12 protein-coding genes are annotated in these 13,656 nt (G+C 69.2%); 4 read left to right on the top strand and 8 right to left on the bottom strand.

Annotated elements, in window-relative coordinates; translation table 11 throughout:
• Positions 1-31: 31 nt before the first annotated feature.
• From KF889_14665 to KF889_14690, 6 genes are all read right to left on the bottom strand, one after another.
• Complete coding sequence (locus tag KF889_14665; GenBank protein ID MBX3500688.1) at positions 32-1,198, bottom strand: iron-containing alcohol dehydrogenase; 1,167 nt, start codon at positions 1,196-1,198, stop codon at positions 32-34.
• Between the two features lie 33 nt (positions 1,199-1,231).
• Positions 1,232-2,623 (bottom strand): aldehyde dehydrogenase family protein, encoded by a 1,392-nt coding sequence (locus KF889_14670; protein MBX3500689.1) that lies wholly within the window; start codon positions 2,621-2,623, stop codon positions 1,232-1,234.
• 94 nt (positions 2,624-2,717) lie between these two features.
• Positions 2,718-4,088: a glutamine synthetase gene (locus KF889_14675; protein ID MBX3500690.1), complete on the bottom strand. Its 1,371-nt coding sequence runs from the start codon at positions 4,086-4,088 to the stop codon at positions 2,718-2,720.
• 25 nt (positions 4,089-4,113) lie between these two features.
• Entirely contained in the window at positions 4,114-4,497 is a 384-nt protein-coding gene (locus tag KF889_14680; GenBank protein MBX3500691.1) for a HEPN domain-containing protein, read from the bottom strand.
• Positions 4,494-4,805, bottom strand: a complete 312-nt coding sequence (locus KF889_14685) for a nucleotidyltransferase domain-containing protein (protein MBX3500692.1) — start codon at positions 4,803-4,805, stop codon at positions 4,494-4,496. The genes KF889_14680 and KF889_14685 overlap by 4 nt, the downstream gene beginning before the upstream one ends.
• Positions 4,806-4,834: 29 nt before the next feature.
• Positions 4,835-5,209, bottom strand: coding sequence for an EthD domain-containing protein (locus KF889_14690; protein MBX3500693.1), 375 nt, complete (start codon positions 5,207-5,209; stop codon positions 4,835-4,837).
• A 210-nt stretch (positions 5,210-5,419) separates the two neighbouring features.
• On the opposite strand from KF889_14690, the gene KF889_14695 reads away from it, so the two are divergent.
• The 4 genes from KF889_14695 to ilvD all read left to right on the top strand — a co-directional run bounded on the left by KF889_14695 (position 5,420) and on the right by ilvD (position 12,331).
• A complete protein-coding gene (locus KF889_14695; protein MBX3500694.1) occupies positions 5,420-6,097 on the top strand; it encodes a hypothetical protein in 678 nt (225 codons plus the stop codon).
• Positions 6,098-6,106: 9 nt separating this feature from the next.
• Positions 6,107-8,596, top strand: coding sequence for an ATP-dependent helicase HrpB (hrpB, locus tag KF889_14700; protein ID MBX3500695.1), 2,490 nt, complete (start codon positions 6,107-6,109; stop codon positions 8,594-8,596).
• A gap of 186 nt (positions 8,597-8,782) precedes the next feature.
• On the top strand, positions 8,783-10,243 hold the full coding sequence (locus KF889_14705; protein ID MBX3500696.1) for an amidase: 1,461 nt from the start codon (positions 8,783-8,785) through the stop codon (positions 10,241-10,243).
• Between the two features lie 219 nt (positions 10,244-10,462).
• The gene (gene ilvD, locus KF889_14710) at positions 10,463-12,331 is read left to right on the top strand and encodes a dihydroxy-acid dehydratase (GenBank protein MBX3500697.1); all 1,869 of its coding nucleotides are present in this window, start codon (positions 10,463-10,465) and stop codon (positions 12,329-12,331) included.
• Positions 12,332-12,407: 76 nt separating this feature from the next.
• Here ilvD and KF889_14715 read toward each other — a convergent pair whose 3' ends face one another.
• Both KF889_14715 and KF889_14720 read right to left on the bottom strand, forming a co-directional pair.
• Complete coding sequence (locus KF889_14715; GenBank protein ID MBX3500698.1) at positions 12,408-12,806, bottom strand: hypothetical protein; 399 nt, start codon at positions 12,804-12,806, stop codon at positions 12,408-12,410.
• Positions 12,806-13,570 (bottom strand): SDR family oxidoreductase, encoded by a 765-nt coding sequence (locus KF889_14720; protein ID MBX3500699.1) that lies wholly within the window; start codon positions 13,568-13,570, stop codon positions 12,806-12,808. Before KF889_14720 ends, KF889_14715 begins: the two co-directional genes overlap by 1 nt.
• Positions 13,571-13,656: the final 86 nt, after the last annotated feature.

Here is a 13,656-nt window from a genome sequence, read left to right on the forward strand (position 1 = left end):
ACCTTCCCCCTCCGGGGGAAGGTAGAAAAACTTACAACCGCCCATGCAATGCCGCGTCGTACATCTGGCGCATCTCCGGGACGCCGGCCTGCACCGGGTTGCCGCCGGCGGTGGGGTCGACGGCAGCCATTTCCGAGAACTTGTCGAGCATGTCTTCCGTCACGCCGAGATCGGCGAAGGTGTGGGGGATCTGCAGCCGCTGGCGCAGCTCCAGCACCCATTGCAGGAAGCCGTCGAAGTCCGCACCCGGCAGTCCGAGGTATCGCGCCAGCCGCGCGATGCGCTCGGCGATGGCGTCGCGGTTGAACACCAGCACGTAGGGCATCGCCACCGCGTTGGTCAGGCCGTGATGCGTGTCGAGCACGGCGCCGATCGGATGCGACAGGGAATGGATGGCACCCAGGCCCTTCTGGAAGGCGGTGGAGCCCATCTGCGACGCCGCCAGCATATGCGCGCGCGCCTCGATGTCGGTGCCGTCGGCGACGGCGCGCTCGAGGTACTCCTTCACCAGCCGCATGCCCTCCACGGCGATGCCGTCGGCATAAGGATGATAGGACGGCGCGCAATACGCCTCGAGGCAATGCGCGAAGGCGTCCATGCCGGTCGCTGCCGTGAGATGCGGTGGCAGGCCGACGGTGAGCTCGGGATCGGCGATGACGATCTTCGGCATCATCCTCGGATGGAAGATCACCTTCTTGGTATGCGTGGTCTCGTCGGTGATCACGCCGGCGCGGCCGGTCTCCGAGCCGGTGCCGGCGGTGGTCGGCACGGCGATCACCGGCAGGATCCCGTCAGGATCGGCGCGCGTCCACCAGTCGCCGATATCCTCGAAATCCCACATCGGCCGCTTCTGGCCGGCCATGAAGGCGATCACCTTGCCGGTGTCGAGACCGCTGCCGCCGCCCCAGGCGATCACGCCGTCATGCTTGCCGGCGCGCAGGGCGGCGACGCCGTCCTCGACGTTCTGCGCCACCGGGTTGGATTTCAGCTTGGAGAAGATCACCGCCGGTACGCCGGCCTTCTCCAGCGAGACGAAGGCCTCGGCGATCATCGGCAGGCCGGCCAGCCCAGGATCGGTCACCAGCAGCGGCTTGACGATGCCCACGGCCTTGCAGTGCTCGGCCAATTCCCTGATGCGCCCGGCGCCGAACTTCACGGTCGTGGGGTAGCTCCAGTTGCCGACGGGCGACTCTGTCATATGGCCTCGATGCGATGCGGATCGGTCGCGACCTTAGCCGGTCGCGTGCCGGAGATGGAACGATTTCGGCCGCGTCAGGTAATCGAAACCCAGCCGCGACAAGGTGCAGCCGCGCCCGGTGTCCTTGACCCCGGTCCAGGCCAGCTCGGGATCGAGGTAGTCGCAGCGGTTCATGAACCAGGTGCCGGTCTCGACCTGATCGCCGATGCGGATGGCGGCCGCCTCGTCGCGCGTCCAGATCGCCGCGGTGAGGCCGTACGGACTGTCGTTCATCAGCCTGATCGCCTCCTCGTCGGCGCCGACCTTCATGATGCCGACCACCGGGCCGAAGCTCTCCTCGGTCATCACCCGCATCGAATGGTCGACATCGACCAGCACCTGCGGCGCCATGTAGGGCGTGCCCTCGCGATCGGCGGCGAAGCTCTTGGGATCGACCAGCGAGCGCGCGCCCCTGCCCACCGCCTCGGCGATCTGCCCGCGCACGAAAGCGGCGGCCGAAGCGCGCACCATCGGCCCCAGCGTGGTTTCGGGATCGAGCGGATCGCCCAGCCTGTATTGCCTGGTCAGCGCGACGAAGGCATCGACGAAGCGCGGATAGAGCTGCTCGTGCACGTAGATGCGCTCGATGCCACAGCAGCTCTGGCCGGAGTTGAAGAATGCGCCGTCGACCAGGTTCTCGACCGCGTGGTCGAAATCACAGTCGGGCCGGACATAGGCCGGATCCTTGCCGCCCAGCTCCAGCCCCAGGCCGATGAAGCGACCGGCGGCGGCGCGGGTCACCGAGTGGCCGCCTTCCACCGAGCCGGTGAAGCAGACGAAGTCGATGTCGGGCGAGCCGATCAGCCTCTCGGTGTCGGCGTGCGAGAGGTGCAGCACCTGCAGCAATCCGTCCGGCAGGCCGGCCGCCTTGAAGCCCTCGGCGAATCGTTCGGCCACCAGCGGCGTCTGACTGGAGTGCTTCAGCAGCACCGCGTTGCCGGCGAGTAGCGCCGGCACCACCGCGTTCACCGCCGTCAGGTATGGGTAGTTCCACGGCGCGATGACGAAGACGAGGCCCAGCGGGTCCTTGCGGATGAAGCGGGTGAAGCCCGCTTTCTCGGCCGTCGCGACATCGGCCAGTGCCTCGGGCGCGAGGCCCGCCATCGTCGTGGCGCGCTCCGACAATCCGTTGACCTCGCCTGGCGTATAGCGGATCGGCCGCCCCATCTGCCGCGTCAGCTCCTGCGCGATGCCGTCCCTGCGCGCCTGCATCGCCTCGACGAAGCGCCGCACCAGCGCAGCGCGGTCGGCCACGGGTGCGCCGCGCCAGGCGCGTTGCGCGGCCCGTGCGGCCGACACCGCGGACGCGATCTCCGCCGCACCGGCGAGCGGCCGCGTGGCGACGATGGAGCCGTCGATCGGCGAACGAACTTCAAACGTGGTCATTTTCCCCGTCATGCTGAGCGTAGCGAAGCATCTCGCGGTCTCGGTCACACACCGCCAGATCCTTCGCTTCGCTCAGGATGACGGGGTGCGTCAATCAGATGATCTCGAAATAGCGATCGAGCTCCCAGTCGCTGATGTGCTTGCGGAACTCGCGTTCCTCCCACTCGCGCGTCGCGGCGTAGTGCTCGACGAAGGCGTCGCCGAACAGCGCCCGCGCCGCCCTGGATTTGTGGAAGCGTTCCGCCGCCTCGGTCAGCGTGCGCGGCAGCTGCGACTTCGCGGGATGCGTCCTGGCGTAGGAGTTGCCGTCGACCGGATCGCCCGGATCGAGCTTCTGCTCGATGCCCCACAGGCCCGATGCAATGGCGGCGGCCAGTGCCAGGTACGGATTGCCGTCGGCGGCGGCCACCCGGTACTCGACGCGGGTCGATTTCTTCGAGCCGGGGATAACACGAAGGGCGCATGTGCGGTTCTCGACCCCCCAGCTCGCGGCGGTCGGCGCCCAGAAACCCGGGATGAGGCGACGGAACGAGTTCACCGTCGGCGCCACCATGGCGAGGAACTCCGGCATCAGCGCCTTCTGGCCGGCGACGAAGCTTCGCATGGTCGCGCTCATGCGATGCGGACCCTTCTCGTCGTGGAAGGCCGAGACGTCCCGGCCCTTCTGCCACAGCGACATGTGGATGTGGCCGCCGCAGCCCGGCCAGTCCTTCGACCATTTGGCCATGAAGGTCGCCATCCAGTCGCGCCGCTGCGCCAGCACCTTGGTGAAGGTCTTGAACAAGGCGGCGCGGTCCGCCGCCTCCAGCCCGCCGCTCACCCGCAGCGCCGCCTCGAGCACGCCGGCGCCGGTCTCGGTGTGTAACCCCTCGATCGGGAAATCCATCGTCTCGCCGAGCTTCAGCATGTCGGCGTACCACTCCGCGTGCACGGAGTTGCGCAGCATCGAGTAGCCGAAGAAGCCGGGCGAGATCGGCTTGAGGTTCCTGAAGCCCTTCTCGCGCACGCTGAACGCCGTCTCGGCGAAGACGAAGAACTCGTACTCGAAGCCGGCCCAGACGTCGAAGCCCATGTCGGCGGCGCGATCGAGCACGCGGCGCAGGGTGCCGCGCGGGCAGAGCGCCTCGGCCTTGCCGACGAACTCGCAGAGGAAGAACAGGTTGCCCGGCTCGGTGGCGATCTCGCGGCAGCTCTCGGGGATGATGCGCACCATCGCGTCGGGATAGGCGGTGTGCCAGCCGGTATAGGTGACGTTGTCGTAGAGCTGGTCGTTGCTGTCCCAGCCCAGCACCACGTCGCAGAAGCCGAAGCCGCCGTCGAGCGCGCCGAGGAACTTTTCGACATGCAGGTACTTGCCGCGCAGCACGCCATCCATGTCGTGCACGCCGACCTTCACGTGCGTGAGCTTGCGGTCCTTGAGGATCTTGCGGACGTCGGCTGCATTCTTCACCTGCCGCGGTTCCATGCGGTCTTTCTCCCCAATTCGATAGCTATCGTCGGCGGATCGTCCGCACGCACCAGTCAACGAAGCGCTCGGCTCGGTCGCGCGCTTCGCTAGCCTCTTCCGGTGTCAGCACCTCGGATACCGAGTAGTCGCCGATAACGCGTCGATCCAGACCGCGTGCCAGGAGGCGGCCCATCTCACGCGCGTCATCGCCGAGGCTCTTGGCCAGCTCGCCAAAGCGTGCGACCAAGCCGCGGTGCGTCCTTGGGGGTTCTATTCCCCGCGCCTCCAGAACAGCGACCGCTGCATGAAACATCGCGTAGTAAGCAGCCGTCACAATGGTTTCAGGAAACTCCTTGGCAGCGACGGTCTCGGTCGATCGCAGATACCGATCGGCCTTCGCCAATCGAGCGTCGACTTCCGTCGTCATGCGGCAACGCCATCTCGGCGCAGATTGCGATAGAAGCGGAAATCGCCCGCTTCGCTGGCTGCGGACAGGGCAAGCGCTTGAATTTGCGCGCCGGTCTCCATCATGAGGTCGAAGGCGATGTCCGAGATCACATCGCGTTCCCCCACAGTCGGTCGGCTGCCCAGGAACACAGCGATATCCCAATCGGAATCCGCCGACGCATCTCCTCGGGCACGCGAACCGAACAGCACAACCTTCGCCACGCGTCCAGGCAGCTTGGCCTCAACACGTCGCTTGTATTCTCGGACCAGGGCAAGTTCGTCCGTCATCACGAACCATTATAGGCCGCCGGTCGGTTTCAGCCCACGATCTCGTTCTCGCGATTGACCCATAGTGGCGAGCGCGCGAGGTCAATGAAAGTCCTCTCGTCGGCGACCAGGATCTTTCCCGCTTCCCGCGCCGCCGGATCGCGCATCGAGCGCTCGAAGGCCGCCTCGTCCGCCCACCACAACTCGGCGATGCCGTCATAGGGCTCCGGCGCGCCGCGCACGCCCTGCAGACCGGCGTCGAAGGGTGTCTCGGTGGCGTGGGTCTGGACATAGCGGCTGATGCCCAGCGCCGCGGCGTGGCTGCGCACCAGCGGACCGTGCCGGTTCAGCCAGTAATCCTGGAACTGCGCGCGCGTCAGGTGCGGCAGGCGGTGCAGGCAGAATGTCAGCTTCACGGCAGGCATCCGGGCCTCCTCTTCGACACGCATAAGGGCGGACATACCAATATCAGGAACAACCCTGTAAGTCCTTGTGCGGCGGGCCTTTTCCACCGCGATTACAGCCCGCCGACCAGGCGAATCCAGGCGATTCCGACACGCCTAGGGGTGGAAATAGGACAGGACGGATTTCGGCGGTACACCGGTGCCACTCTCACCCGAACCGGAGTCCGCCCGATGGCCCGCAACCGCACGATCTCACCCGACTTCTGGACCTGGGAAGCCGTCATCGACTGCCAGCCGATGACGCGCCTTCTGTTCATCGGCCTGTGGAATTTCGCCGACGATTACGGCGTGCAGCCGCTTCGGCCGCGCACCATCCGCATGCAGGTGCTGCCCGGAGAGGAGCTCGACAGCGACGCCGTACGACGGATGATCGACGAACTGGCGGCGCAGCGGCTGGTGCGGATCTACGAAGTCGACGGCCAGGAATACGTTGCGATCGCCGACTGGCACCAGCTCCAGCGGGTCGGCAAGCGTGCGCGGCGGCGGTATCCAGCCGCTGCCTCCCCGCTTCCCGGCGTCGGCCAGGCGGGCGAGCCGCCTTCGCCGCCGACCATTGAAACCCATAGCAATGGCCAGACTCCGCGAAGTCCGCCATTCGGCGAGCCGGACGCGCCGCCGCCGCAGACCATGGCGAACCATAGCAATGGCGATGCTCTCCCGTTCGGGGCGGCAGGCGAGCCGCCGTCGCCCACCATTGCAAACCATAGCAATGCCGATCATCCGGCAGCCGGCGAGGCTGTCGGGCAGCCGTCGCCGACCATCGCAAACCATTGCACGCAGCCGAACCTTCCGCCGGCGGACCGGCGGGAGCTCGATGCGCGGTTGCGCAGGATCGCCACGCCTGCTTGAACGGCCGCCATGGCCGATCTGCCCATCGTCGACGCCCTGCCGGCGCTGAAGGAGGCGCTGGCGCGTGACAGCGCGGCGGTGCTGCTGGCGCCGCCGGGCGCCGGCAAGACGACCGTCGTGCCGCTGGCCCTGCTCGATCAGGCTTGGCTCGCCGGGCGCCGGATCGTCATGCAGGAACCGCGCCGGGTCGCCGCGCGGGCCGCCGCCCGGCGCATGGCGCAGACCCTGGGCGAGGAAGTCGGCGGCACGGTGGGCTATCGCGTGCGGCTGGACTCCCGCGTCGGCCCGACGACCCGCATCGAGGTGGTCACCGACGGCCTGTTCCTGCGCCGCCTGCAGGCCGATCCGTCGCTCGACGGCGTCGGCCTGGTGATCTTCGACGAGCTGCACGAGCGCGGACTGGAGACCGACCTGTCGCTGGCGCTGGTGCGCGAGGCGCAGATGGCGCTGCGCGAGGATCTGCGCATCCTCGCGATGTCGGCGACGCTCGACGGCGCGGCGGTGGCGAAGCTGCTGGGCGACGCGCCGGTGATCGAAAGCGCCGGCCGCATGTTCCCGGTGCGCACACGCTATCTCGAGCGTGATCCCGAGGGACGGCTGGAGGACATTGTCGCCTCGACCACGCGCCGCGCCATGGAGGAGGAAAGCGGCAGCGCGCTGGTCTTCCTGCCCGGCGTCGGCGAGATCCGCCGCGTCGAGGAGCGCCTGCGCGACGTGCTGCCCGCCGACACCGATCTTGTGCCGCTCTATGGCGATCTGTCGGCTTCCGAGCAGGATCGCGCCATCCGCCCCTCGCCGCCGGGCCGCCGCAAGATCGTGCTCGCCACGGCGATCGCCGAGACGAGTCTCACCATCGACGGCGTGCGTATCGTCGTCGATGGCGGCTACATGCGTGTGCCGCGCTTCTCGCCGCGCACCGGCATGGAGCGGCTGGAGACGGTGCGCGTGACGCAGGCCTCGGCCGACCAGCGGCGCGGCCGCGCCGGACGACTGGAACCGGGCGTTTGCTTTCGCCTGTGGAGCGAGGCGACGCAGCGCGGGTTGAAGGCATTCGGCACGCCGGAAATCCTCGAAGCCGATCTCGCGCCGCTGGCGCTGGAGCTCGCCGCCTGGGGCGCGCGCGATCCGGCGGCGTTGCCGTGGCTGACGCCGCCGCCTGCCGCGGCGCTGGAGCAGGCGCGCGCCCTGCTGCGCGACCTCGGCGCCATCGACGACGACGACGGCATAACAACCCATGGCCTCGAGATGGCCGGGCTGGGCGCGCATCCCCGCATCGCCCACATGCTGCTCAGCGGGCGCGGCGCGCTGGCCTGCCTGCTGGCCGCGTTGATCGGCGAGCGCGACCTGCTGCGCTTCGCGCCGGGCCAGCGCGACCCCGATCTGCGCCATCGCGTCGATGTCGCGCTCAACGCCGAGCGGCCGGTGCGCGGCGCCTCGGTCGATCGCGGCACGCTCGCCGCCGTGCGCCAGTCGGCGCGCGAGTTCCGCCGTCGGCTGGGCGTGCGCGACGAGAGCGACATCGACAGCCGCGACACCGGGCGGCTGGTGGCGCTCGCCTATCCCGACCGTATCGCGCGCCGGCGTCCCAACAGCGATGGCCGCTACGCGCTGAGCGGCGGCCGCGGCGCGGCGCTGCCGGCGGGCGATCCGCTGGGCGCCGAGGCGTGGCTGGCGATCGCCGATCTCGACGGTGCACAGCAGGACGGCCGCGTCTTCCTCGCCGCGCCGCTGACGATGGGCGATATCGAGGAGCTGTTCGCCGATCGCCTCGCGCGCCGCGACGTGCTGCGCTGGGATGCGCGCGAGCAGGCGGTGGTGGCGCGCGCGCAGCGCCGGCTGGGCGCGCTGGTGCTCGAGGATCGGCCGCTGGCCAACCCCGATCCCGAGGCACTGCGCCTGGCGATGCTCGAGGGCGTGCGCGCGATGGGAATCGACAGCCTGCCGTGGCGCGACGGCCTCGTCTCGCTGCGTCAGCGCGTCGCCTTCCTGCGCCATCACCTCGGCGAAGACTGGCCGGACCTCTCCGATGCGCGCCTGCTGGCCGATCTCGAGGACTGGCTCGGCCCCTATCTCGCCGGCGTCACGCGCCGCGCGCACCTGGCGCAGGTCGATCTCGACTCGGCGCTGGGCGGCCTGCTGCCGCCGGGCGCGCGCCGCGATCTCGATCGCCTGGCGCCCACGCATGTCGACGTGCCCAGCGGCTCGCACCTGCCGATCGACTACGCCAACCCGGCCGAGCCGGTGCTCGCCGTGCGCCTGCAGGAGATGTTCGGGCTGGCCCGGACGCCGCACGTCGCCGGTGGCAAGGTGGCGCTGCTGATCCACCTGCTGTCGCCGGCACGCCGCCCGGTGCAGGTCACCCGCGACCTCGCCAGCTTCTGGGCCAATGGCTATCGCGAGGTGAAGGCGGAGATGAAGGGCCGCTACCCCAAGCACTACTGGCCCGACGATCCCCTGATCGCCGAGCCCACCGCCCGCGTCCGGCCTCGCCCCCGTTAATACCTTCCCCCGGAGGGGGAAGGTGGCGCGAAGCGCCGGATGGGGATGCCGAAGACGGACTCCTGCGTTCGGCTTCGACATCCCCCTTCCGCCCTTCGGGCACCTTCCCCCTCCGGGGGAAGGCAAGATTGAACCTCACGCCGCGCCCGTTATGATCCGGCCGCCGCCGATCCAGGAGACAGACCCATGGCCTCGCCCGACCTGCCGTTCCGCACGGCCACGGACCTCGCCCGCGCGATCCGCAAGAAGAAGATCGGCTGCGTCGAGCTGCTCGAGCTCTACCTCAAGCGCATCGAGACCTATAACCCCAAGCTCAACGCGATCATCGCGCTCGACACCGGCAAGGCGCGCAAGGCGGCGAAGGCGGCCGACAAGAAGGTGGCGCGCGGCGACGACCTGCCGCCGCTGCACGGCGTGCCGATGACCATCAAGGAGAGCTACGACGTCGCCGGCCTGCCGACGACCTGGGGCGACCCGGCGCTGCGCGCCAGCGTGGCGTCGGGCGACGCGCTGTCGGTGACGCGGCTGCGCGCCGCCGGCGTCAACCTGTTCGGCAAGACCAACGTGCCGCTGATGCTGGCGGACTGGCAGAGCTACAACGCGATCTACGGCACGACCAGCAATCCCTGGGACACCAGCCGCTCGCCCGGCGGCTCCTCGGGCGGCTCGGCGGCGGCGCTCGCCGCCGGCCTGACCGGCATCGAGGCCGGCTCCGATATCGGCGCCTCGATCCGCAACCCCGCGCATTACTGCGGCGTCTACGGCCACAAGCCGACCTGGGGCGTCGTCAGCCCGCGCGGCCATGCGCTGCCCGGCCGCGTGGCCCAGGGCGACATCTCGGTGATCGGCCCGCTGGCGCGCGGTGCGGAGGACCTCGCCACGGCGCTCAAGGCGATGGCCGGGCCCGACGACATCGACGGCGCCGGCTGGCGGCTGAAGCTGCCCAAGCCGGCCAAGACGAAGCTCCGCGAGTTCAAGGTCGCGGTGATGCTCGAGGATGCCAACTCGGCCGTCGACCAGGAGGTGCAGAGCCTGCTGTCGCGCCTGGCCGAGTTCCTCGGCAAGTCCAGGGCCAAGATCAGCCTGACGGCGCGGCCGGAGATCGACACCGGCGAGCTGCACCGCCTCTACATCGCGCTGCTGCGCAGCGCGACCTCGGGCCGCCAGAGCGACGAGACCTACGCGCGCAACAAGGAAACTGCGCGCAATCTCGCGCCGGACGACCACAGCTATTTCGCCGAGATGACCCGCGCCAACGTGCTGGGCCATCGCGACTGGCTGGCGCTCAACGAGCGGCGCCACCAGCTGCGCCTGCGCTGGGCCGAGTTCTTCAGGGACTACGACCTGCTGCTCTGCCCGGCCGCCGCCTCGGCCGCCTTCCCGCACGACCAGGTGGGCGAGCGCCACGAGCGCACCATCGAGGTCAACGGCCAGCGCGTGCCGACCACCGACCAGCTGTTCTGGGCCGGCATCAACGGCGTCTGCTACCTGCCGGGCACCGTGGCGCCGATCGGCTTCACGCCGCGCGGCCTGCCGGTGGGCGTGCAGATCATCGGCCCGCAATACGCCGACCGCACCACCATCGCTTTCGCCCGCCTGCTCGAGCGCGAGTACCAGGCCTTCGTGCCGCCGCCGGGCTACGCGTGAGGCATCACTTGCCTTCCCCCGGAGGGGGAAGGTGCCCGAAGGGCGGAAGGGGGATGTCGAAGCCGAACGCAGGAGTCCGTCTTCGACATCCCCCTTCCGGCGCTACGCGCCACCTTCCCCCTCCGGGGGAAGGTAGAGCTGGCCTGCGTTGGGAGGAGAAAGATCGCGTTGACGCCTTGCGGCGCGCGCATTAGGGCTGCGCGCAAACGAGGGGAGATCATGCCGCAGTATCGTTCGCGTACCTCCACGCATGGCCGCAACATGGCCGGCGCCCGTGGCCTGTGGCGCGCCACCGGCATGAGCGACAGCGATTTCGGCAAGCCGATCATCGCCATCGCCAATTCCTTCACCCAGTTCGTGCCCGGCCACGTCCATCTCAAGGACCTCGGCCAGATGGTGGCGCGCGAGATCGAGAAGGCCGGCGCGGTCGCCAAGGAGTTCAACACCATCGCGGTCGACGACGGCATCGCCATGGGCCATGACGGCATGCTCTATTCGCTGCCCTCGCGCGAGCACATCGCCGACGCCGTCGAGTACATGTGCAACGCCCATTGCGCCGACGCGCTGGTCTGCATCTCCAATTGCGACAAGATCACGCCGGGCATGCTGATGGCCGCCATGCGGCTCAACATCCCGGCGATCTTCGTGTCGGGCGGGCCGATGGAAGCCGGCAAGGTGATCCTCGAGGACGGCAGCCAGCGCAAGGCCGACCTGATCGACGCCATGATCCAGGCCGCCAATCCGCAGACCTCGGATGCCGACGTCGCCAAGTACGAGCGCTCGGCCTGCCCGACCTGCGGCTCGTGCTCGGGCATGTTCACCGCCAACTCGATGAACTGCCTGGCCGAGGCGCTGGGCCTGGCGCTCCCGGGCAACGGCTCGGTGCTGGCCACGCATGCCTACCGCAAGGAGCTGTTCCTCAAGGCCGGCCGCACCATCGTCGAGCTGACGAAGCGCTGGTACGAGCAGGACGACGTGACGGCCACTCCGCGCGGCATCGCCGACTTCAAGGCCTTCGAGAACGCCATGGTGCTCGACATCGCCATGGGCGGCTCGACCAACACCGTGCTGCACCTGCTCGCCATGGCGCGCGAGGGCGAGGTGCCGTTCGGCATGGCCGACATCGACCGGCTGAGCCGCCGCGTGCCGCATCTGTCGAAGCTGGCACCCTCGACCTCGGAATTCCACATGGAGGACGTGCATCGCGCCGGCGGCATCATGGGCCTGATGGGCGAGCTCGACCGGCTGGGCCTGATCCATCGCGACCGCGCGACGGTGCACGCGAAGACCATCGGCGAGGCGATCGACCGCTGGGACATCATGCGCCAGCCGGCGCCCGAGGTGCGCGAGTTCTACCGCGCCGCGCCGGGCGGCGTGCGCACCACCGAGGCGTTCAGCACCGATAGGAAGTGGGACTCGCTGGACATGGACCGCGAGAAGGGCTGCATCCGTTCCGGCGCGCACGCCTACTCGCAGGACGGCGGCCTGGCGGTGCTCTACGGCAACCTCGCGCCTGACGGCTCGATCGTGAAGACCGCCGGCGTGCCGGCCAACTGCCTGAGCTTCAAGGGACCGGCGCGCGTCTTCGAGAGCCAGGACTCGGCGGTCAAGGCGATCCTCGGCTTCACGCTCAAGCCGGGCGACGTCGTGGTCATCCGTTACGAGGGACCGCGCGGCGGGCCGGGCATGCAGGAGATGCTGTACCCGACGAGCTACATCAAGAGCATCGGGCTGGGTCAGAAATGCGCCCTGATCACCGATGGCCGCTTCTCCGGCGGCTCCTCGGGGCTCAGCGTCGGCCACATCTCGCCCGAGGCCGCGACCGGCGGCCTGATCGGCCTGGTCGAGGAAGGCGACATCATCGAGATCGACATCCCGCAGCGCAAGCTGCACCTCGCAGTCGACGAGGCGACCCTGGCGAAGCGCCGCGAGGCCATGCTGGCGCGCGGCGCCAGGGCGTGGAAGCCGACCGAGCAGCGCGAGCGCCTGGTGTCGACGGCGCTGCGCGCCTACGCCGCCTTCGCGCTGTCGGCTTCCGAAGGCGCCGCCCGCGACATCGACCTCATCGAGCGCCAGTCGAGGGGATAGCCATTTGTCATCCCGAGCGAAGCGAGGGATCTACGGCCGGCCTGGATCCCTCGCTTCGCTCGGGATGACAGCTCAGTCACCCGTAGCTCGACCGCGCCTGGATGCCCCAGCGCTCGTCGAGCCTGGTGACGATGTACATCGAGTGGTGGGTGCCGATCTTCGAGCCGTCGGCGCGCCAGCGCGTGAACCACACGTCGATATGCACCTTGTCCGGACCGGCCAGCAGCACGCAATGGCCGTCCCAGGTGCTGCGCGCCCAACCATGCTGCGCCGTGCGCGAATCGAAGGCGGTGAAGGACAGGTCGGCCGGCGTCGGGTAATGCGTCACCATGCCGGAGCCGAACAGCACGTGCGGGAAGTGGAACGTCGCGCGCACGCCGTCGAGGTCGCGCCTGTTGAGCGCTTCGATATAGGCCTCGATCACCGCGACGATCTGCGGCGGCGCCTGGCTGCTGGTGCCCGGCTCGCCCGCCATCACTTCACCGCGCGATCGCGCAGGCGGCGCATTCCGGTGAGCCAGCGATCGACGTCGGCGGTCTTGCGCTGCATGTACTCGTGCACCACGGGGTGCGAGAGGATCAGGAAGCGCTCGGCATCCATCGCCTTGATCACCGCGTCGGCGACATCGGCGGGCGTCATGATGCCGTCGATGCCGGCCGCCGTCGTCGTGGTGCCGCGATACATGTTGGTGTCGACCGCCTGGGGGCAGAGGCAGGAGACGCGGATGCCCTTGTCGCCGTACTGGATCGCCAGATGCTCGGCCAGCGCCACGGCGGCGTGCTTGGTGACGCCGTAGGGCGCCGAGCCCATCGAGGCCAGCAGGCCGGCGGCCGAGGCGGTGTTGAGCAGGTAGCCCGACTTGCGCGCCAGCATGCCCGGCACCAGGGCGCGCGCGGCGTAGACGTGGCTCATCACGTGGATCGCCCAGCTGTCGGCCCAGTCCTTGTCCGAGGCCGCCTCGTGGCCGGCGCGGGCGATGCCGGCGTTGGAGAAGAACACGTCGACCGGCCCATAGCTGCGCTCGGCCTCGCTCACCAGCTTCTTGATGTCGCCCTCGATCGCGACGTCGCAGGCAACGGCCAGGCCGCCGATCTCCTTCGCCACGCGCTGCAGGTTGTCGCCCGGCCGATCGGCGACGACGACGCCCTTGGCACCTTCCGCCGCATAGCGCCGCGCCACCGCCTCGCCGATGCCGCCCGCCGCGCCCGTGACGACGCAGACCTTGCCGTTGACCTTCATGGCTCGTTCCTTCCCTACAGTCTCAACTTCTACCTTCCCCCGGAGGGGGAAGGTGGCGCGCAGCGCCGGAAGGGGGATGTCGAAGA

It is taken from the genome of Alphaproteobacteria bacterium (genome assembly GCA_019635875.1).
Classification (GTDB): domain Bacteria; phylum Pseudomonadota; class Alphaproteobacteria; order Reyranellales; family Reyranellaceae; genus JAFAZJ01.